The organism is Pantoea sp. sgz302252 (assembly GCF_042610525.1).
In the GTDB taxonomy this organism is placed as follows: Bacteria; Pseudomonadota; Gammaproteobacteria; order Enterobacterales; family Enterobacteriaceae; genus Erwinia.
In genome coordinates, this window is the sequence record NZ_JBHDVM010000001.1 from 24382 (window position 1) to 46724 (window position 22343).

Annotated in this window: 15 protein-coding genes and 1 tRNA gene; 15 read left to right on the forward strand and 1 reads right to left on the reverse strand. The window is 52.2% G+C overall.

Annotated features, from left to right (window positions below; all coding sequences use genetic code 11):
* Positions 1 to 63: 63 nt before the first annotated feature.
* Positions 64 to 1596: a methyl-accepting chemotaxis protein gene (locus ACETPC_RS00095; RefSeq protein ID WP_380177420.1), complete on the forward strand. Its 1533-nt coding sequence runs from the start codon at positions 64 to 66 to the stop codon at positions 1594 to 1596.
* A 409-nt stretch (positions 1597 to 2005) separates the two neighbouring features.
* On the forward strand, positions 2006 to 3313 hold the full coding sequence (locus ACETPC_RS00100; protein ID WP_380177422.1) for a hypothetical protein: 1308 nt from the start codon (positions 2006 to 2008) through the stop codon (positions 3311 to 3313).
* A 450-nt stretch (positions 3314 to 3763) separates the two neighbouring features.
* Here ACETPC_RS00100 and ACETPC_RS00105 read toward each other — a convergent pair.
* A tRNA-Ser gene (locus ACETPC_RS00105) sits at positions 3764 to 3851 on the reverse strand.
* Between the two features lie 237 nt (positions 3852 to 4088).
* Here ACETPC_RS00105 and phoA point away from each other — a divergent pair.
* The 13 genes from phoA (at position 4089) to hcp (ending at position 22270) form a co-directional block, all read left to right on the forward strand.
* Positions 4089 to 5492 (forward strand): alkaline phosphatase, encoded by a 1404-nt coding sequence (phoA, locus tag ACETPC_RS00110; RefSeq protein ID WP_380177424.1) that lies wholly within the window; start codon positions 4089 to 4091, stop codon positions 5490 to 5492.
* Between the two features lie 152 nt (positions 5493 to 5644).
* On the forward strand, positions 5645 to 6553 hold the full coding sequence (locus ACETPC_RS00115) for an ATP-grasp fold amidoligase family protein (protein WP_380177426.1): 909 nt from the start codon (positions 5645 to 5647) through the stop codon (positions 6551 to 6553).
* Between the two features lie 396 nt (positions 6554 to 6949).
* A complete protein-coding gene (locus ACETPC_RS00120; protein ID WP_380177428.1) occupies positions 6950 to 8371 on the forward strand; it encodes an OprD family outer membrane porin in 1422 nt (473 codons plus the stop codon).
* An 82-nt stretch (positions 8372 to 8453) separates the two neighbouring features.
* Entirely contained in the window at positions 8454 to 11108 is a 2655-nt protein-coding gene (locus tag ACETPC_RS00125; protein ID WP_380177431.1) for a beta-N-acetylhexosaminidase, read from the forward strand.
* A gap of 47 nt (positions 11109 to 11155) precedes the next feature.
* Positions 11156 to 12292, forward strand: a complete 1137-nt coding sequence (locus tag ACETPC_RS00130) for a sugar efflux transporter (RefSeq protein ID WP_380177433.1) — start codon at positions 11156 to 11158, stop codon at positions 12290 to 12292.
* Between the two features lie 18 nt (positions 12293 to 12310).
* The gene (gene galE, locus ACETPC_RS00135) at positions 12311 to 13327 is read left to right on the forward strand and encodes a UDP-glucose 4-epimerase GalE (protein ID WP_380177435.1); all 1017 of its coding nucleotides are present in this window, start codon (positions 12311 to 12313) and stop codon (positions 13325 to 13327) included.
* Between the two features lie 29 nt (positions 13328 to 13356).
* The gene (locus tag ACETPC_RS00140) at positions 13357 to 15333 is read left to right on the forward strand and encodes a glycosyltransferase (protein ID WP_380177437.1); all 1977 of its coding nucleotides are present in this window, start codon (positions 13357 to 13359) and stop codon (positions 15331 to 15333) included.
* A gap of 632 nt (positions 15334 to 15965) precedes the next feature.
* On the forward strand, positions 15966 to 16463 hold the full coding sequence (tssB, locus tag ACETPC_RS00145) for a type VI secretion system contractile sheath small subunit (RefSeq protein ID WP_380177439.1): 498 nt from the start codon (positions 15966 to 15968) through the stop codon (positions 16461 to 16463).
* Between the two features lie 34 nt (positions 16464 to 16497).
* The gene (tssC, locus tag ACETPC_RS00150; RefSeq protein WP_380177441.1) at positions 16498 to 18045 is read left to right on the forward strand and encodes a type VI secretion system contractile sheath large subunit; all 1548 of its coding nucleotides are present in this window, start codon (positions 16498 to 16500) and stop codon (positions 18043 to 18045) included.
* A 17-nt stretch (positions 18046 to 18062) separates the two neighbouring features.
* Positions 18063 to 19400, forward strand: coding sequence for a type VI secretion system baseplate subunit TssK (gene tssK, locus ACETPC_RS00155; RefSeq protein WP_380177443.1), 1338 nt, complete (start codon positions 18063 to 18065; stop codon positions 19398 to 19400).
* Positions 19397 to 20050, forward strand: a complete 654-nt coding sequence (gene tssL / locus ACETPC_RS00160; protein ID WP_380177445.1) for a type VI secretion system protein TssL, short form — start codon at positions 19397 to 19399, stop codon at positions 20048 to 20050. Before tssK ends, tssL begins: the two co-directional genes overlap by 4 nt.
* 3 nt (positions 20051 to 20053) lie before the next feature.
* Positions 20054 to 21772: an OmpA family protein gene (locus ACETPC_RS00165; protein WP_380178815.1), complete on the forward strand. Its 1719-nt coding sequence runs from the start codon at positions 20054 to 20056 to the stop codon at positions 21770 to 21772.
* 6 nt (positions 21773 to 21778) lie between these two features.
* The gene (gene hcp / locus ACETPC_RS00170; RefSeq protein WP_380177446.1) at positions 21779 to 22270 is read left to right on the forward strand and encodes a type VI secretion system effector Hcp; all 492 of its coding nucleotides are present in this window, start codon (positions 21779 to 21781) and stop codon (positions 22268 to 22270) included.
* Positions 22271 to 22343: the final 73 nt, after the last annotated feature.

The following is a 22343-nucleotide window of genomic DNA, read 5'->3' on the forward strand; positions in this document are numbered from 1 at the left end:
TAGTTTAATGTTTTTACACCTTTAACCTTCTGAGAGCCTAAAATAATGTTCAGAAATCTGTCGGTGAGTAAAAAATTTATTAGTGCTTTTGGCGCTATTGCGGCTCTTCTGGTGCTGCTTTGCGCCGCCTTTTACCTTAACTTCTCGCGTATTATTGATTCCAATAACTGGAACGTGCACACATGGCGGGTGATTGATGAAAGCCGCTCGCTTACCCAAAGCCTGGTCAATATGGAAACGGGCCTGCGCGGCTACGCGCTTAACGGCAAAGAAGAGATGCTTGCTCCCTGGACGGAAGGGCAAAAATCTTTTGCTCAACACATGCAAAAGATAAAAGCGCTGACCTCGGATAATGAGCGCCAGCAAACCCGCCTGGAGACGCTGCTTGGGCAGGAGCAGGCTTGGCAAGCCTCATTTGTTGAGCCGTTAATGAAAAATCGGCAGGCGCTGACTGCCGGCACGCTGCCCTATGCGGCGTTTATTGCCGCTTTTGAAAGTAATAACGGCAAAGCGCAAATGGACGCTATGCGCCAGCGCATCGACGAAATAGCAGCCGAAGAGAAAGGGCTGCTGACTAAGCGGCAGCAGACCGTTGATGCTACCGAGGTGCAAACCAAATTTACCCTGCTGGCTGGCATTTTATTGGGACTGGCGATTGCCGCTGCACTGGGCTATTTGCTCTCTCGCGCCATCACAGTACCGTTAAAGCAGGCGGTCAACGCAGCTAAATCTATAGCGGCCGGAGATTTATCCACGGTGCTGGTAGCGCAATCAAAAGATGAAACCGGCGTACTGATCGCGACTTTCGCCGTGATGCAGGAGCAGCTCAGAAAAGTGGTCTCTGACATTCAGAATGCCGCCTCTTCAATCGATACCGCGGCTAAAGAAGTTTCTATGGGCAATACCGATCTTTCCAGTCGAACTGAGCAGCAGGCAGCCTCGCTGGAGGAAACGTCCGCCAGTATGGAACAGCTCACGGCGACGGTAAGGCAAAACACCTCTAATGCGCGGCATGCCAGCAACCTTGCCGCTGATGCTTCTCGTGTAGCCGTTCAGGGTGGCACAGTGGTAGGACAGGTAGTCTCTACTATGTCGGCTATCCATGACAGCTCAAAGAGCGTCGGCGAAATAATCAGCACCATTGAAAGTATTGCTTTCCAGACCAATATCCTCGCCCTTAACGCCGCAGTAGAAGCTGCACGCGCTGGCGAGCAGGGCCGGGGTTTTGCCGTAGTGGCTTCCGAAGTCAGGGCGCTGGCACAGCGAAGCGCGGTGGCGGCAAAAGAAATCAAGGCGCTGATCGAAACCTCCAGTCTGCGTATAACGGAAGGCAGCGAGCTGGTGGCGAATGCCGGGAAAACCATGGAAGATATTGTGACGTCAATTGGCAATGTTTCTCAGATCATGTCGGAGATTTTTACCGCTTCAGATGAACAGGTAAACGGCATTGAACACGTCAGTATTGCGGTTGGCCAGATGGATGAGGTGACGCAGCAAAACGCCGCGCTGGTTCAGGAGGCTGCCGCTGCCGCAGCTTCTCTGGAAGAACAGGCCGTTGAGCTTAACCGCGTTATTGCCATATTCAAAGTGGCCTGAGCCGAGAGCTCATCTACTCTGCTATAAAGCGTCGCAAATTCTTTAAACAACCAGCAAACCTCAAGCCATGGAAGGCTTCTGCCGGAATGCTTTATTCGGGCAATCGGCAATTTTTTTCGGGATTATTAATCCTGGTGACAATTTATCTAATTTGCTCGGCTTTCCGGGGAGAGATAAACAGATTTTAGTTATTAAATGTTGCAGGAAGTTAATCCACTGTTGAACCTTAAATAATTTTCATTATTAATAAAATAAACCAGAAAACTCCTCTTGTGCGAAAAACAAAATCTACTTACCATGAAACGCCTTAAATATTAACGGGCAGAGCGCAACCCTCATGGGAAAGAAATGTCTGCCGCTTTACCAATACCACAGCCAAAAAATCGAACGCAATTAAAGGAATAGTATTATGGGCCAGGGCGGCTATATTACGCTGGTTAACGGCACCGACTGCAACTGGCAGTTAAGCTATCAGCACAGTTACCAAATGGATTGCTGGAATTTTCCGGAAAGCATAGCGGCGAAAAGCTGCGTCCGAATTTATGTCGAATGGCAGGAGCGTTTATTGCACGTCACTGCCGATGACGGCGCAGAGGCAACCTATACCCTGGAAAACAACAGCAAGGCTTCTTTTCAGCTGCAGGCCAGGGCAAAAGAGGGATTTCAGCTGCAGGTTTTTTTCAGCACTTTGCAAAGCAGTAGTCATCCGGCGGGATCGGTGTTGCCGCTGGGCTGGAAGCATAACGGCAACCTTAGCTTTGTACTAACCGGGCAGGAAGGTCACTATATCGCAACGGGCCTGGACGCCAGCAGCTGGCTAAGCGATAACCTCGCGCTGCTGGCTGATAAACCTTTGCGGCAGATCTGTCTGGTGGGTTCGCACGATTCCGGCATGAGCCTTCGCTATTCCGGCACCGCCTTTGGCACGGAGAACAATACCCTGACCCAGCGCCTGGGTATAGGTGGACAATTAAATTATGGCGCCAGATATTTCGATATAAGACCTGTTATTAGCGCGGGCTGTTTTTATACCGGACACTATAGCCAAATAGCGAATATAAGCTGGCAGGGCGCAAACGGGCAGTCTATCCAGGCCATTGTTGATGAGATCAATGCCTTTACTGCCAGCCATCATGAGCTGGTGATCCTGAACCTTTCCCACAGCCTGAATACGGATATAGGGAATTTTAGCTATCGCAGCTTTAACCAACAAGAATGGGATAAGCTCTTTATGCTGCTGGATAAAATAAACTATCTTTATTCAGCAGATAGCGGGCAAGATTTAACGGCCTTAACGCTAAATGATTTTATTGCTGATGGGCCAGCGGTTTTAATCATCTGCGAGGAAAGCGATATTGAACTTGCGGAGAGAAACGGCAAAGGCTACTACCCTTACCGCAGTTTTAATGTTTATAACAGCTACGCTAACAGCAACCAGATTGACACCATGGCAGAAGATCAACTGGCGAAAATGCGGGATTTCACGCCGGGCAGCTATTTTCTTCTCTCCTGGACGCTCACGCAAAATGCACTACAGGCGGTTCTCGGTACGCCTTCGATTATCAGTTTAGCTGACGAGGCAAAACAGAACCTTGCCTGGCGTCTCTACCCTGAGGTAACTGCGGAGCATTACCCCAATATCATTTATCTGGATGACATTGTGGATTCAGGGGGCGCGGCTATGGCGCTGGCCGTTAACTATAAGCTGCACGGCTAACTTAAGCCGATAGCCTTCCTCTGTGGCAACATACCAAAAAAAGCCTGAACGAGAGTTCAGGCTCAAAATGCTAACAAACCTAAACCTTTTCTGGGTTTTGGTTTTTTTCTACAGCAATACAGCTGCTTGATAGCGGCAGAGGCTGAGCGGCCAGGCGGGGCGCATGGACGCGCCAACCGAGCCTCCACGGATGGATAAACGGCGTGTCCGTGTCCCGATCTGCCTCTGCTGCTCTTTCACAGATTTAAACGCGACCTGGGGTTTGTCATCAATCTCAGCCTGAACGTGAGTTCAGGCTCTTCTTAGAAGATGGCGGTGAGGAAGGGATAACCCAAGGCTTGTTAAGCCTCACCCTGACTGGCCGTTTTGTCGAACCCTGGTCAGGGTCTTCCTCCAGGGGAATATGCAAATAAAAATGCCCGGCTGTTAACCGGGCACTTTTATAAAATATGGCGGTGAGGAAGGGATTCGAACCCTTGATACGTTGCCGTATACACACTTTCCAGGCGTGCTCCTTCAGCCACTCGGACACCTCACCATATTGTTACTGCCGTCGCCCTCTCGGTCGACGGGGCGCTACTATAGGGAGTCCGGCCCACAGGGTCAAGAAGATTTTTTTCTTTTTATTCTGGCAGGTTAAGCCCTGAACAGACACCGTGAAAAACCGGCTTCGCCCGGTCACTAAGTTGCCATCCGCCTGACACAAAAACGTCACGGTTGTGTCGCAGACTAAGCTCCTGAAATTTTTAGCAACGTTTTCTTATGGAGCCGTCTGATGAAAAAAAGTCTGTTTACGCTTTCTCTTGCCGCCACGCTGTTAACCTCTGCCCTTTATGCGCAGGCTGCGGAATATCATCGCGCCGCGCAGGGCGATATTACCCAGCCCGGCGGCGCTCGCCGACTAAGCGAGGATCAGACTGAAGCGTTAAAGGCTTCGCTGAACAGCAATAAAGCCAAAAACGTTATTTTACTGATCGGCGATGGTATGGGCGATTCAGAAATCACCGCAGCGCGTAACTATGCCGAAGGCGCGGGCGGTTTTTTTAAAGGCATCGACGCGCTGCCGCTGACCGGCCAGTACACCCATTACGCGCTGGATAAGAAAACGCATAAGCCCGATTACGTTACCGATTCAGCCGCGTCCGCTACTGCCTGGAGCACTGGCGTAAAATCTTACAACGGCGCGATCGGCGTGGACGTAAACGGCAAAGATCATCAGAGCATTATGGAGATTGCTAAAGCAGCAGGCAAAGCGACCGGCAACGTTTCAACCGCCGAACTGGAAGATGCCACGCCAGCCGCGCAGATTGCTCACGTAACTTCACGCAAATGCTACGGGCCGGAAAAGACCACGGAAGTCTGTGCTGGCAACGCGCTGGAGAAGGGCGGTAAAGGCTCTATTGCCGAACAGCTGCTGAATGCCCGTGCCGACGTTACTTTCGGCGGCGGCGGCAAAACCTTTGGCGAAACGGCTAAGGCAGGTGAATGGCAGGGCAAAACGTTAAACGAGCAGGCGAAACTGCGCGGCTACCAGTTGGTCAACAACCTTGAGGGAATGAATGCCATTACCGAAGCTACTCAGGAAAAGCCGGTGCTGGGCCTGTTTGCCGAGGGCAATATGCCGGTGCGCTGGAAAGGGCCGAAAGCAACTTATCATGGCAACCTTGAAGGCAAGCCGGTGAAATGCGAGGTCAACAGCGAACGTCCGGCTTCTACGCCAACGCTGGCACAGATGACCGATAAGGCTATCCAGTTACTGAGCAAGAGCCAGAACGGCTTTTTCCTGCAGGTGGAAGGTGCTTCCATCGATAAACAGGACCATATCGCTAATCCTTGCGGGCAAATCGGTGAAACGATAGACCTGGATGAAGCGGTACAGAAGGCGCTGGAATTTGCCCGTAAAGAGGGGAACACGCTGGTTATCGTCACCGCTGACCATGCACACTCCAGCCAGATAATCGCCAACGACAGCAAAGCGCCAGGGCTGACTCAAAAGCTGGAAACCCGGGAAGGCGGTTTGATGACCATCAGCTACGGTAACTCCGAAGAGGAATCGCAGGGCCATACCGGCACGCAGATACGCATTGCCGCCTATGGACCGCATGCCGCTAACGTAGTTGGCCTCACTGACCAGACCGACCTGTTTTACACCATGAAAGCCGCGATGGAAATTAAATAAATATTGCCGCTTTACCAAAGCATTGTTATCAGAAAGTAGCAATGCTTTTTTATCCTCTTAATTGAGCTCTGGTTTATTTTCTTTCCGCCTGCCAATAATTAACCTGCTGCGAATTTTTTACTTTTGCAGATGGTTAACAGGAGGGCAGATAGATGTATTTTTTGAAAAGGATCGAGCATCAGGGCAAAGTTATTCGCCGTTTGTTTCAAAAAAAAGAAAGGTATCTGCTCGCCGACTGGCGCAAAAGGCATTGCCATAAAGGGATTTTTCTTTCGCCCGAATCACTTAATGAAAAAATTGTCCATCGTATGCTTTATACCCGCAACCCTCTGTTCACCCGCCTGGCTGATAAATACAGGGGGCGAGACTGGGTAGCGGAAAAAATCGGCGAGAAATATCTGGTTCCTTTATTGGGCGTATGGCAGCATCCTTCAGAGATAAATTACGCGGCGCTACCTGATAAATTCGTTCTTAAGTGCAATCACGACAGCGGCAGCTGCCAGCTTTGCTTTTCCAAAGAACCGGAAGCCATAGCCCGCTACAATAGAAAAATCGGCTATCATCTTTACCGGAATTTTTACTATGTCTCACTTGAATGGCACTATAAAGATATCGCTCCACTTATTCTTGCTGAGCAATATATTGATCTCTTTTCCGATGCGGATGCAAATATTACGCCGGAGCTTTACCGCGTTCACTGCTTTCACCATAAAGCAAAATATATTGAAGCGGATTTTACCGATGATGCCGGTAAAAAACTGACCAATATCTATGACGTAAACTGGCATTTGCAGCCCTTTACTATGGGGCAGCCTAACAATCCGCGCGAAATTCCTCGTCCCGTACTATATTCTCGCATGCTTGAACTGGCGGAGAAGCTTGCTGACAGTTTTGATTATTGCCGGGTAGATTTTTTTATGAATCACGAAAACATTTGGTTCAGCGAAATAACTTTTACGCCGGAAAGGGGAAAGATCCGTTTTTCTCCGCGCATTTGGGATTATAAGCTTGGCGAGCTGTGGCAGCTAACTACGGACAAAACAACAGAACTTTTGCCGTGACTAACGGGGCGAGCCGGCATAGAAGCTAAAATATTGCAGCCCTTATTAACCTGAAAACTCTCCCCATTCGCTTCAACGTAGCCTGAGCGCTGCGTTGAGCCGACTCTCGTTAACCAAATGTTCTCTGTAAGTATAAAATAAAATCCGCTTTGGCCATCTGTTATTGGTTTTTTCACTTTCCGTGTTATTTATTCTTAATATTTCCTGAAATATTGATATGTGCTTTCCAGTAAAGACGGAGAAGTCATTTTCTGTGGCGGACTTCATAGTTCTGCCAATGGAAAATAATAATAAATTGATAATTCGCGGCGCGAAAAATAGTATCGCGCACGGACTAAATGGACTTCTATATCTGCAATTATAGCGGCGTTGCCAACTGGTTGCAGATAAAGACTTATGGAAGAGGATGTATTCGTGCTCAGTTATTTCTCACCGCAAAAAATATTTTTCGCCGCTCTGGCCTGCTTGCCTGTTACGGTTCCTTTCTTTTATTCTCCTCCGGCGGCGGCGACAGGGTTTATCGAGGATGCCTCGCTAAGCGGCGGGCTTTATGGCTGGCAACGCCATCGTGAACGCAAAGAGCTCGATCCCGCAAGCGACAGGCGCGGCCAATACCAGCAAAATCTGCACCATACCACGCTCAACGGCAGCCTGGATTTTTCTTCAGGCTATGCAGCAGAGTTTATCGGTCTGGATCTGGCTGCTTTTAGCGCGGTTGAATTTTCAAATAAAGGCCCGGCAGCGCCAAACGAAATTGGCTTCAGCGATGCCCGCAGCCGCTGGGAAGAAAAATGGTCGGGTGATAAAAATGGCGCCAGTATTTATAAGGCCGCGCTAAAGCTTAAATATCATGACTACTGGTTACGAGGTGGCTATTTACAGCCTGCCGGGCAAAGTTTATTAGCACCGCACTGGAGCTTTCTGCCGGGAACCTACAGAGGCCTGGAGGCCGGAGGAAAATATACTTTTCCGGATGCTGGCGAGCTCTCATTTTCCTGGATGTGGGCAGATCGATACAAAGCGCCCTGGTACAGGAACACCGATAAATTTCGCAAAGCCGATGGCGTCTCAGGCATCAGCTATTTGCACTCTTTGGGCGCAAAATATGCGTTCAACAATGGTCTGACGCTGGAAGGGGCTTTTGGCCAGGCCGCAGGCTATATGGAGCAGTACTTCGGTAAAATCTCTTACGCTTTTCCCGTAGCCGGTAACAAGTTAACCAGCAGCTGGCAGGTTTATGCCGCAAAAGACAAAGAAACGGGCGGCGCGGCCAATGCTAACGATGTTTATGATGGCCTGGCCTGGCTGCAGGCTATCACTTTAGGCTACACCGCAGGTCCATTCGAGCTACGCCTGGAAGGCAGCTGGGTCAAAGCCGAAGGCAACCAGGGCTATTTTCTGCAGCGCATGACGCCGGGATACGCCACCTCAAATGGTCGTCTGGATATCTGGTGGGACTCGCGTTCGGACTTTAACGCCAACGGTGAAAAGGCCCTGTTTACCGGCGTTATCTACGACCTGAAAAACTGGCAGCTGCCCGGCTGGGCCGTGGGCGCTTCATACGCCCTGGGCTGGGATGCCAGACCCTCAACCAATCCGCTTTATGACCAGAACAGGCGCCTGAAAGAGTCGGCATGGAATCTGGATCTGCTTTACACCCTACAGCAGGGCCCGGCTAAAGGCACCTCATTTAAATTGCACTACACCCGCTACCACAATCATTCCAGCCTTCCCAGCTGGAGCGGCGGCTACGGCAATATTTTTCAGGATGAGAAAGACATCAAATTTATCGTAATGGCGCCTTTTACCCTGTTTTAGGCGGGCGACGGGCATTTTCGGTTTCAGAAGCAGCACAGAGCACAAAAGCGAACCCACTAAACACCGGACTAAGGATATAAGGATGATAAATTTTAAAACCAGTCTTGTTGCGGCGGCATTATTTTCACTGTTGGCGAGTGGAGGAGCCTGCGCAGATCAACAAATTGTCGATCGAATAAGCCAATTTGGCGTGAAATACAAAGTCACCGATAATCATGCCGCCCAGCATGGTGTTGATTGCGCAGCGCTGGGAGCGGACTGGGCATCCTGCAATCGGGCAACTATCACGCTAACTAACCCTGGCCCGGCTATCGACAGCAAAGACTGGGCTATTTATATGTCCAACGTCCATAAAACGCTAAAAGTAGAAGATGACCGGTTTCGTATGGTGCATGTCGTCGGCGATCTGACGCGGCTGGAACCCACTGAAAAATTCAGCGGTTTCGCGGCGGGCGAATCAATAGAGATCCCGATAATCAATGAATACTGGCAGCTATTTATTACCGACGTAATGCCCCGTTGGTATGTTACGTCCGGCAACGCGCAGCCCAAAATCATTACCAGTACCGACTCGCAGGATCTGACCACTTTCGTTGAACCTTTTGGCGAACAGTGGAAGCGGACGCCAGACGACCAGAATGTGCTGATGGTTGCCGGCAGCCGTTTTGAAAAAAACAGCGAGGTGGCGCTGCTCTCTTCCCCGGCGCTGCGCGGACAAATTGTCCCAACGCCGCTACAGGTCGAGGTCTTACCGGAGGATGCCGACCTGTCGCAGGGCGTCAGCCTGGATTTAGCCAGCTTGCCTGCCGACCGTGCCGAGGCGGTAAGGCAAAGATTCCGTTTGCTGGGAGTAAAAGAACAGGATGCAGGCTATAAAATCACTACCCGCATCGCAGATAAAACGCTGGAGAGCAGGCTGGCGGTTGCCGGGGGTTACCAGTTAGCGATTGGCAAACAGCAGGCGGAAGTGATCGGCTATGACCAGGACGGCATATTCTACGGTCTGCAGTCGATCCTTTCTCTGCTGCCTGCTGATGGCAGCGCTAAAATAGCCACGCTGAGAGCCAGCGATGCGCCACGCTTCGCCTATCGCGGCGTCTTTCTTGACGTGGCGCGTAATTTCCACAGTAAGGCAGCGGTAATGCGCCTGCTGGATCAGCTAAGCGCCTGGAAAATCAACGCCTTTCATTTTCATCTTAGCGATGACGAAGCCTGGCGAATTGAAATACCAGGGTTGCCGGAGCTGACGGAAACCGGCGGCAGGCGCTGCCACGATCTTAGCGAGCGGCGTTGTCTGCTGCCGCAGCTGGGCTCCGGGCCGGAAAGCGACAATAATGGCAGCGGCCATTTCAGCCGTCAGGACTATATAGAGTTAGTAAAATATGCGGCGGCTCGCGGCATCCAGGTAATCCCGGAAATCGATATGCCCGCTCACGCCAGAGCGGCGGTAATTGCTATGGAAGCGCGCCATAAGCGGCTAATGGAAAAGGGGAAAACAGCGGAAGCCGCGGAATATCGTCTGGTCGATCCAACGGATGATTCCAATACGACTTCGGTGCAGCTCTACGATCGCACCAGCTATCTTAACCCCTGTCTGGCTTCTTCTCTGCGCTTTACCGATAAAATCATCGGTGAAATCCAGGCCATGCATCGCGAGGCCGGTCAGCCGCTTAAAATCTGGCACTTTGGCGGCGATGAGGCTAAGAACATTCGTCTGGGCGCAGGCTACTCCAATATAAACAACCCCGTCGCCGGAACAGGCCTGGTCGATTTCAGTAAAGAAGACAAGCCCTGGGCGAAATCGCAGGTTTGTCAGTCGCTGATCGAAGAAGGCAAAGTCGCCGACCTGGAGCACCTGCCCAGCTATTTCGCACAGCAGGTCAGCCAGCAGATCAACCGTCACGGCATTGAGAAAATGCAGGCGTGGCAGGATGGCTTAAAAGATGCTGACAGCGCCAAAGCCTTTGCTGTTAAGCGCGTCGCAGTCAATTTCTGGGACACGCTTTACTGGGGAGGGTTTGATTCCGCCAACGACTGGGCAAAAAAAGGCTATGAAGTCATTATCTCCAGCCCGGACTACGTCTATATGGATTTCCCCTACGAGGTTAATCCGCTTGAGCGCGGCTACTATTGGGGAACGCGTTTCAGCGACGAGCGTAAAATGTTCAGCTTTGCGCCGGACAACCTGCCGCAAAATGCAGAGACTTCCGTGGACCGCGATGGGAAAACCTTTAGCGCCAAATCCAGCAAAGCCTGGCCTGGCGCTTATGGCCTTTCAGCCCAGCTCTGGAGCGAAACCTCGCGCACCGATGAAAATATGGAATATATGATCTTTCCACGCGTGCTTTCCGTGGCCGAGCGGGCGTGGCACCGGGCAGCATGGGAGCAGGACTACCAGGCGGGCAAAGAATATATCGGCGGCAAAACAAACTATGTTGACCGTCAGGCCCAGCTACAGGACTGGCAGCGATTCGCCAATCTGCTTGGACAACGCGAGCTGGCAAAACTGGACAAACTGGGCCTGCATTACCGGTTGCCTGTACCGGGCGCACGTATTGTAGCGGGCAAATTGCAGGCTAATATCGCTTTGCCGGGGCTGATTATTGAATACAGCCTGGACGAAGGCAAAAACTGGCAGCGCTATGATGATAGCCAACGGCCGGATGTAGCGGGGAAAGTCCTGATTCGTTCCGTCAGCCCGGATAAAAAACGCGTTAGCCGCACTGAAATTATCTAATCTTTCTGGCCTGCGAAAAGCAGGCCGTTTTACGGGAAAGAATAAATATGGCCGTCACTGCCGCTTTTCTGCTGGTTGCCTTTTTTACCGGGATCGCCGGCGCTTTTCAGATCCCCGTGCTCAGCCTCTATCTTGCAAAAGAAGTGAAGGCAGCGCCTGCGGCTATTGGCTTTTTTTATATGGTTAATGCGGCAACGGGGATCCTGATCGGCTTTGGCCTGGCCGCGCTTTCCGATCGGATCGGCGTTCGTCGTCATCTCCTGATGTTTTGCTATTTTATGGCGATTTTAAACGGCCTGCTGTTCGCTTTTCATCGCCACTATCTCTTCCTGCTGATCGCCGGATCCTTTCTGACGGCGGTAGCTAATGCGGCAACGCCGCAGCTTTTTGCGCTCGCACGGGAACACGATAAAAAACCGATGTTCAATGCGCTAATGCGGGCTCAGCTGTCGCTGGCCTGGGTGGTGGGGCCGCCTTTGGCCTTTAGCCTCACAGCGACGGTGGGGTTTACCAGGCTCTATCTACTGACCGCCGCTATTTTTACCGCTACTTTATTGTTAACCGCCGTTTTACCGGCAAACACAAGGCAAATAGCGCAGCAGTACGCCGCCGAACCGGCTACAGCGGTAAAGGGCCAAAAACAGCTTGCGCTGTTATTCTTCACCTCGATGCTGATGTGGAGCTGTAGCGCGCTTTATTTAATAGACGCGCCGGTTTTTATTATTCAGCAATCAGGATTAGCCGAGCAGCACGTGGGCATTATTATGGGGCTGGCCGCAGCACTGGAAATTCCGGTTATGCTGCTTGCTGCGCGCTACGTTGAACGCCTCGGGAAAAAACGGCTTCTTATTGCAGCCTTATATGCAGGCATGCTCTTTTACGGCGGTTTTTCTCTCGCAGGTTCATTATGGCAGCTACTCATTTTACAAATATTTAATGCGGTTTTTATCGGAATTATTTCCACAACGGGTATGTTTATTTTTCAGGCTGCCTTGCCCGCAAGACCGGGGCTGGCGACCACGCTTTTTACCAACAGTGTTTCTGTTGGAATAGTTCTCGCCGGGGGGCTGCACGCTTTTGTGATGGGAAGCGGGCAGCATAAACATGTTTATATTATGGCTGTGGCTTTGCTGTTTATTGCCAGCGTCATAATGCGGAAAGTAGAGGAAACATTTCATAGTTAATAACAAACAAGGACAGGTATGAAGAAAGTATTGATTACGGGCGGCGCTGGTTATATTGGCAGCCATATCGCCCTGGCCCTGCTTGACAGAGATCGTGAAGTAGTGGTTGTGGATAATTTAGTGAATGGCTCGCTACAGGCTTTAGCCAGAGTTGAAACCATCACCGGCAAAAAACTCTTTTTTTACCATGGTGATATTCGTAGCGCAGCGGATCTGGATAACATCTTCAGACGGCATCATATTGGTGAAGTTATTCATATGGCAGGGTTGAAATCCGTTAGCGAGTCCATATCGCGACCCGATGATTATTATCAAAATAACGTGGTGGGCACACTGAACCTGCTGGACAGCATGAGGCGTGCCCGGGTACGGCGGCTTATTTTTAGTTCATCAGCCACGGTGTATGGCCCGCAGCCGTGCTGCCCGGTTGACGAAAGCTGTCCAACAGGCGCCACGACTAATCCCTATGGCACCACTAAGCTAATAGCAGAGCACTATTTACGGGAACTGGCCGCGGCCGAGCCGCAGCTGGCGATTACTGCGTTACGTTATTTTAACCCTATTGGCGCACATGAATCGGGCTTGATCGGAGAAGATCCCTGCGGCATTCCCACGAATCTGCTTCCCTACATCTTTCAGGTGGCGATCGGCAAGCTGGAGCATCTCTGCGTGTACGGTACAGATTATCCAACGCCGGATGGCACCGGCGTACGTGACTATATTCATATTATGGATTTGGCGGCAGGGCACCTTAAAGCGCTGGATAATTTGCAGCCCGGCTTCAGGGTTTACAATTTAGGCACGGGAAAAGGCTACTCCGTGATGGAAATTATTAACGCTGTCGAAAAGATATCCGGACGACAGATCAAATGGCAACCCCGAAAAAGACGCAAGGGCGATGCGGCAGAATGTTACGCCGATCCTTCACTGGCGCAGCGGGAACTTAGCTGGCAGGCAGAGCGCTGTCTGGAAAAAATGATAGCCGATGCCTGGCGATGGCATTCCGCTTACCCACAAGGTTATGTCAAAGAATAATTTCTCCTGGCCCCCATAAAGGATTAGTCATGAATAATATCTGTCACAGTATCTCTACGCCTGGCAAAGCCCGGCTGGAATATGAATACGCCATCAATAAATTAAAACTGGATTATTACCGCTTACAGGAGCTAAAAACTGCTGGTGAAAAAACCGAGAAGCTGGAAAAATGTTTTAAACGGGAAAAAGAAGCCTTAAGCGAGCTGTTCCATAAAATCCCCGAGCTGGCTGCAACCGCTTCCTCTTTTTTCGTGGTTCCCACTTTTGAGCTGCCTGGCGAACAACGGTTAATTCACCGCATCTGGCTGGGAGGCTTACCGCCGTTTAAGGTTAATGAAGCGGTGCGACAGTGGTTTTCCGCTATCAATCACGTTGGATCCGGTAAAACAGGTGCCTTCAGGCAGATTCTGTGGGTCTGGCAACAGCCACAAATCAACGAGGATCCGCGCTTCAGAAGCCGACGAACGCAGGACCCTTTTCAAATAGGTGAAATCGTTACGAAAGCTGGCGTCATGCAGGTAAACGCCCTACAAATACTCTTGTCCGATCTGACCAGTTCCAATAACGATTTTATCACTCAGCTGCATCAACAGGGCTATTACGCCACGCTGTCGGATTATTTCAGACTACTGATTCTGATCCGCTACGGTGGCGTTTACATGGATGCCGATACCTTGCCCTACAGGCCGGTAAGCTGGTTTCTGTTTAAACCGGAGCTGCCCGCTATTCAACATTTCCCACCAAAAACGGCTCAACCTGTCCGCTTAAGCTGGCTTAACCTGTTTCTGGATGAAACGGGGATGATTATTGCCGCTAAAGGCGAATCAGCCTTGCAGGAGATATTTCTGCGTCTTAATCAGGCTTATGCTGCATTTGAGCAGAAACTGCTGGCGAAAAACGCCGTTCAGGAACGACAGCTATTCGATCTTTTTTACGCGATCTGGCGTGAGCACTGGGGAACCACCTTCATCAGCCATGATGACTTCTGCCAGCGCTATGCGGTTTTCGCCCGCGGCGAAAAAGAAGAGGTACTTTGCGGCGTGCGGGGCATGCGTCTGCTTGAAGATATTATCAGCGGCGAATATCGGCCGCTTTCGGCAAGCGAAAAAAGCAGCTACCAGCGAGCGGTGCGCCAGCTTGAGGCCGTAAACTGGACGCTGAACGATCCTTTAAGCCTTGAGCAATATTGTGAAGTCTATAGCCTGAGGGAAGTTCCGCGCATAGCTTATTCCCTACAGATGCGCTCCGACGTGGAGCACTTTCACTATTACGGTGTCTTATCCACAGATCCTGTCCTTGATCGGGTAAACGCGCTGTTTGAGCAGTATCTGCTGGCGAAGAACGGCAGCAATATCGATCGCGGAAACTTCTGGCAGGGAACTGTCGCGACAGATGATATCTCGCCGGGGAAGCGGGCTGGCCTCCTCTGTTTTGTTGCTGGCAGCAGTAGCAGCGAGGAGGATCGCAACCGCATGGCCAGGCTAATATTCACCACCAGCTATCTGGAATATTGCTCGGTAGCTAATCCCCGAAAGCTGGACATCATCTCGCTACAGCGGGCGCAAAATATCGATCCCTGGCTGGATGTGATTACGCTTGTTTTACGAGCGGACGGCTACTTCGCTGGCTTCTTTACTGCCGCCCCGATCGCCCATTTTAAGCAGACTCCGGTGGACTACCTCTATCGGGAAGAGATGCGGCCTCTCGATCGCGATTACGATCTTTTTGTAGAAAAAAACAGTCACGATAAAGATTATTTTATCGCCAGTCTGGCGCTGGAGGCCGCAGAACATGGCCGGGGCTATTTTCCTCTGATAATGGCGCAGATCGAATCTCAGGCAGCCCTTGCAGGGGCAGAGCGCCTGACCCTGTGCGTATGGGAGAGCGCAAGCGCATTCAGGCTCTACAAAAAATGGGGGTTTGAACGCGTCGACAGCTCGGAACGCTGGCAGGCACTGTTTGCCGATCGGCTGCATTTTCTTGTTAAAGAAATCAGTTATCGCTGAAGGCTGCGTTAAGAAAAAGTGAGATAGTTTATCAGGCCCGGCTCGTGACAGGTTACAAGGGATTTTTCCTTTAGCAGTCTGCTGAAGCCTACCTGTTAAGACTAAAAAGAACTAAATGTCGACTGGATCCGGAAAATGCTATTAGTGGAAAGGCTAAGCTTATTGTTGACTGATATTTTTATTATTAACGCTTTCAATTTTTATGGAAAGCCGACGCTGCCTGTAATAGGTGGTGTTTTCAGGAAAGGATTTACTTAAAATATCTTTTAATATATTCTAATAACGTGTTGTTGTTAGTTAAATGCATAGCGTTTCAGATTACCTTTTTGGTATCCGTACTTCGCGCAGGAGTGAAATTAACTCTTTGATTTTAATTGAAAGTTAAGAATGCCGCAGGTTGTTTATCTGATTCTTTTTAAGCATCAAAATATTGTTCTGGAAAATGATAATGCCAAAGAGAGTTTCGGCAGACGGGATAGATTTAACTATCTGATAATTAACTGCAAAAAATGTCGGCCGTGTTGCCACACATTTCTGTTTTAAAAATTTGATTATTAACTTCAGCTTGCTTTATTATCCTCCACCTGAAGGAAAGTTGTATAACGCAGCGCTAATAACAGAGGGAATTTAAAATGGCGGATAGCTTCCAGAGTGAAGTGCCGAAGGCACGTATTAACCTTAAACTTGATCTACATACCGGAGGGGCGAGTAAAAAAACAGAACTGCCGTTAAAACTGCTGGTCACGGGCGACTTCAGTCATGGGCAGGAAACGGCCCCGTTATCGGAACGAGTAAAAGTCAATATTAATAAAAATAATTTCGACAGCGTGCTTGCCGAATATTCCCCAAAAGTTAACCTGGCCGTTCCTAATCTCCTTGCTGGCGACGGCAGTGAAGAAAATATCGGCCTGACCTTCCGCAATATGAATGATTTTACGCCGGAACAGGTCGCGCGCCAGATCCCACAGCTCAAAGCCATGCTTGCCATGCGTAGCCTGCTGCGCGATCTGAAAGCCAACCTGCTGGATAACCAGACTTTCCGTAAAGAGCTGGAAAAAATCCTGCTTGACCCGGCGCTCAGCGCGGAGCTGCGCAGCGAGCTTTCGGCACTGGCCCCGGAACAGCTTTAAACCTCGGCCCTACATTTAATGGATTAATCAAGGAATGCTCATGTCTGTACAAAATGAAAACGTCGCGGGAAGCGAAACCCAGGTGCTGGAAAGACCGGAAGCGGGTGGTGTCTATGCCTCGCTGTTTGAGAAAATCAACCTTAACCCGGTTGCTAAACTAAGCGCGCTGGAGAGCTGGCAGGATGCGCAGGCCATGTCCGAGGCGACCGCCGACGAGCGGCTAACCGCCGGCATGCAGGTCTTTCTGGAGTGCCTGACCAAAGCCGGCACCAAAGTCGACAGGCTGGATAAAACGCTGATTGACCATCATATTGCCGAACTGGACTGGCAAATCAGCCGTCAGCTTGACGCGGTGATGCATCACGAAACCTTTCAGGCGGTGGAATCGCTGTGGCGCGGCGTAAAATCGCTGGTGGATAAAACGGATTTCCGGCAGAACGTTAAAATCGAACTGCTGGATCTCGCTAAAGAAGAGCTGCGCCAGGACTTTGAAGATGCGCCGGAGATTATCCAAAGCGGGCTTTACAAACACACCTATATCGATGAATACGATACCCCGGGCGGCGAGCCGATTGCTGCGCTGATCTCTTCATATGAGTTTGATGCCTCCGCGCAGGATGTAGCGCTGCTGCGCAATATCTCTAAAGTCTCGGCCGCTGCGCATATGCCATTCATCGGTTCCGCTGGCCCGCAGTTCTTCCTGAAAGAAACCATGGAAGAGGTGGCGGCGATCAAGGATATCGGCAACTACTTCGATCGCGCCGAATATATTAAATGGAAATCCTTCCGCGAAACCGACGACAGCCGCTATATCGGGCTGGTGATGCCACGCGTGCTGGGTCGCCTGCCGTACGGGCCGGATACGGTGCCGGTGCGCAGCTTCAACTATGTGGAAGAGGTAAAAGGCCCGGATCACAACAGATATTTGTGGACCAACGCCTCGTTTGCCTTTGCCGCCAATATGGTGCGCAGCTTTATCAACAACGGCTGGTGCGTGCAAATTCGTGGTCCGCAGGCGGGCGGCGCGGTACAGGATCTGCCGATCCACCTCTATGATCTGGGTACCGGCAATCAGGTGAAGATCCCATCAGAAGTAATGATCCCGGAAACCCGCGAATTCGAATTCGCCAACCTGGGTTTTATTCCGCTTTCCTATTATAAAAACCGCGATTACGCCTGCTTCTTCTCGGCCAACTCCACGCAGAAACCGGCGCTGTATGACACGGCGGATGCCACCGCTAACAGCCGCATTAACGCGCGTTTGCCTTATCTGTTCCTGCTGTCGCGTATCGCGCACTACCTGAAGCTTATCCAGCGCGAAAATATCGGTACAACCAAAGATCGCCGCCTGCTGGAGCTGGAGCTAAATACCTGGATCCGCAGCCTGGTAACAGAAATGACCGATCCGGGCGACGAGCTGCAGGCGTCCCATCCGCTGCGCGATGCGAAGGTGGTGGTAGAAGATATCGAGGACAACCCGGGCTTCTTCCGCGTCAAGCTATATGCCGTACCGCATTTCCAGGTCGAGGGCATGGACGTCAACCTGTCGCTGGTTTCCAGGATGCCGAAGGCGAAAGCCTGAGCCGGGAGACATCAGGGATGAAAATTTATCGACCATTGTGGGAGGACGGGGCCATGCTGGCCCCGCAACAGTTCCAGCAGCAGGTCCGCTGGGACGCCTGGTTTGCCAGTAACGTCGCCCGTATGGGGATTGCTCATCCGTGGGGCGTGATTGCGGCGGAGTTCGACGACGCCGCACTGGCGCTTTCTCGTCTGAACGCTACCCGTTTAGCGGTCTGTTTTCAGGACGGCACGCTGATTGATACCGACCTGGCGGACAATCTGCCGCCAGTGTGCGATCTCTCTGCCGCTGCGGACAGGAATACCATTGAGGTTCTCCTGGCGCTGCCGCTACTGAGCGCCAGCGGGGGCAATCTTGATAACGGCCAGGAGAGCGAACGTCCGCGCCGCTGGAAGGCCGAGCGCGTCAGTGTGCAGGATTTGGCAGGCCATGAAAAAAGCGAACTGGCAATTTTACGTCACGCCGTCACGCTGCGACTCTCCACCCAGGAAAATACGGCCTGGCTGACCTGCCCGGTAGTGCGCCTGGTGCGCAACGTCCAGGGGCAGTGGAGCCGCGATCCCTCATTTATTCCGCCGCTGCTGGCTCTGTCGGCAAGCCCGTATTTGGTTACGGAACTGGGCTCGCTGCTGGTACGGCTACAGGCGCGCCGCCGCCGCCTGATGGCGATGCGCCGCGAGAGCAACGAACGAATGGCGGATTTTGCCGTTGCCGATGTCTCGCTGTTCTGGCTGCTGAATGCCCTGAACAGCGCGGAGCCGGTATTGACTGAGCTATTACAAACGCCTTTGCGTCATCCGGAGCTGTTGTATCGCGAGCTGGCGCGGCTGGCAGGCAGCCTGCTGACGTTCTCACTGGAGCATGACGCTGGCGATATTCCAGTCTGGCGGCATGAACAGCCGGAACTGGTCTTTCCGCCGCTGCTGGCTTTGCTGGACAAACTGCTTGAAGCCAGCCTGCCGTCTCGCGTGATCGCCATTGAGCTGGAACATAACGAGCAGATCTGGAAAGGCTCGCTGCACGACGCGCGTCTACGTGAAGGCGCAGACTTCTACCTTTCCGTACGTTCCTCCATGCCTAACCATGAACTGCAGAAAAAATTTCCGCAGCTCTGCAAGGCTGGCAGTCACGACGATGTTTCCGAGGTCGTGAACGTGGCCCTGAGCGGCATGGTGATCAAACCGCTCAGCCATGTGCCTGCCGCCATTCCGTTGCGCCTGGAAAACCAATACTTCTCACTGGATCTGACGACAGATGCCGCGCGGGCGATGCTGGAAGCGGGTAGCTGCACCTTCTATACCCCGCTTTCGCTGGGCGATCTGAAGCTGGAACTCTATGCGGTGCTACGTACATGAATAAATCCCAACAGCGCCAACTTGAGGCGATTTTCTATCCCGGCTGGCTGATGGCCAGCCAGTTACGTGGCGGGCAAGAGGTTCTCGACGGAGAAGGGCTGTACCGTCGCGCCTGCGGCCTGATCCAGGATGCCCGGTCGGCGTTAACTGAGGCAGGCTACAGCGACAACAGCCGGGATCAAATGATCTATGCCCTCTGCGCGTTACTGGATGAGAGCGTGCTGAACCGTGGAACCGCCGATGACGGCTATCTGGCCTGGCGGCGGGATCCGCTACAGGCGCGTTTTTTTGGCACCCTGAACGCTGGCGAAGAGCTATGGCAACGCATTCGCCATCTTCTGAAAGAAACCGCGCCGGATTTAGCCACGCTGACCTGCTTTTACCGCACGCTGCAACTGGGCTTTGTCGGGCAATATCGGGCAGAAAGCGATGAACGCCGCGAAGATGTGGTCAAGGCGCTGGGCGAACGGGTTCCACCATTTACTCAGGCGTTGGATGCGCCGGTAGTGGTCAGAGCAACCCGTTTACGAAGTGGTTCCCGCTGGTACTGGCTCTCCTGGATTATCGGTGCGGCCTTACTGGCCGGGCTGTGGTTTTTCCTTTCATCCACTCTCGCCGACATGGTGACCCGCACAGGAAGTCTGGGATAAATGATGCGTGATTATTACCGGAGTCTGCTGACGGTGCTCGCCGTTGCGCTGAGCCTGCTGCTTATCCTTGGCTTCTGGCCGCTTGCGACGAAAAGTCAGCTGGCGCTGAGTCTGGCGGTGATGCTAATCGGTGGACTGCTGTTGTGGCGTCAGCGGCGGCGGTTACAGGCTTACTCTTATGCGGTCAGGGAGATCAAAGATGACAATCTGCCACCGGAAGAGTTTCAGGGGGCAGTTATCCTGGTTTGTGGCGACAGCAGTGCGCTCTTCTCCGAGGGGAAACTACACCGTGAAACCCGTCAGGGATGGTATTTATTGGTGAAAGAGGCAGAGCAGCTTCCTTCGCTGGCGCAGCACCTGTTCCAGTCCCGACCAGCCCTGGCTGCGCAACTCTCTGTACTGCTGGCTATCCTGCCGGAAACACATCTTTTTGAAGATAGCTTTATCCAAAGCCTGCGGGGCTGGCAGCGTGCGCTGGCGCAAACCCGCACTCTCCTCGGCAGGACGCTACCGCTATGGACAGCAACCTGGGTTTCGCCGCCTGCGGTATGCGCTGATGAAGAACCTGTCTGGTTTACTCAGCCCAACCAGCAGTCAGAAATGCAGGTATATCAACCTGGCCAGGGCAATCTGGCGCTAAGCGAATGGGTAAAGGAAAGCGGGATAGCCAGCCGCCTGAACCGGCTGAGCCTGGCGCTCTGGTTGACCAGCCTGCTCGACTGGCAGCAAAAGGCAGTAAACAGCCTGCTGACAGAACGTAGCCGAAAAGCCATGGTGCCCTGCGCACAAGGCATTTGCATCACCCCTACGAACGGGGAGCCGGATAACCTCTGGCACCAGCATATTATTGCTATTACCGCCCTGGCTCCAAAGGGCCACGAAAAAGCCGGGCCACTGCCGTTGCCGGAGCCGCTGACAGCCAGCCTGCCTCGCCGTCGCGGTATCAGCCGCAGCATGGTGTTCTGGCGCCGCGTGGGCATTCAGGGCGGCATTTTTCTGGCGCTGGCCATGCTGGCTTCCTTTATCAACAACCAACGGCTGATACGCAATATCGGCGACCACCTGACTTTATATCATCACCTCAGCGGCGAACCGGTGCAGCCGAAAATCCGGGCGCAGCAGCGCCTGCGGGCCGACAGCGCTTTGCTGGACGGCTGGCAGCAGCGTGGTGAGCCTTTGCGCTATCGGCTGGGATTGTATCAGGGCCTGCGTCTTATTCCGCCTTTGGAAGCGGCAATCAACGGCTGGGCACCGCCAGCACCGCCACCGCCGGTGATTAAAAAGATAGTGCAGGGGCCACAGACGATCCGTCTCGACAGCATGTCGCTGTTCGATTCCGGCAAATACCAGCTTAAGGCTGGCTCGACCAAACTGCTGGTGAATTCGCTGGTGGGCATTAAGGCTAAACCCGGCTGGCTAATCGTTGTTGCCGGACACACAGACAACACTGGCAGCGCCAAATTAAATCAATTGCTCTCCCTGCAGCGTGCAGAAGCAGTGCGCGACTGGATGCGAGAAACCGGCGACGTGCCGGCAAGCTGTTTTGCGGTTCAGGGCTATGGCGCAAGCCGCCCAATCGCAAACAACGACACGGCGGAAGGCCGGACGCTGAACCGCCGCGTCGAAATCAGTCTGGTGCCTCAGGCGAATGCCTGCGCGCTACCGGGCGACCTCCCTGCGTCATCACAGGATGATGGCGCGGATAACAACTTAATGGAGTAAAAACTCATGGCAATACCTGTTTACCTTTGGCTGAAAGACGATGGCGGTGCGGATATCAAGGGATCGGTAGACGTACAGGATCGTGAAGGCAGCATTGAAGTCGTTGCCCAGCAACACAATCTGTACATCCCAACCGATAACAATACCGGCAAACTGACCGGTACCCGTATCCACACGCCGTTCCTGTTTACCAAGGAAATAGACTCTTCCAGCCCTTATCTCTACAAGGCTGTAACCACCGGGCAGACCCTGAAATCCGCTGAGTTCAAGTGGTACAAAATCAACGATGCGGGTCAGGAAGTTGAATACTTCAACACCAAACTGGAAAACGTGAAGGTGGTGAAAGTCAATCCGGTCATGCACGACATCAAAAATCCGGCTTTCGAGAAGCACAACCACCTTGAGCTGATCGAACTGCGTTACGAAAAAATCACCTGGACTTACAAAGACGGCAACATCATTCATTCCGACTCCTGGAACGAACGCGCTACCGCGTAAGCCTGATGCGGACAGGGTTCTCCTGTCCGCAGTTTTTTGCCGAGCGTCCGCGCCGCGGGCGCTGAGTAAAGAA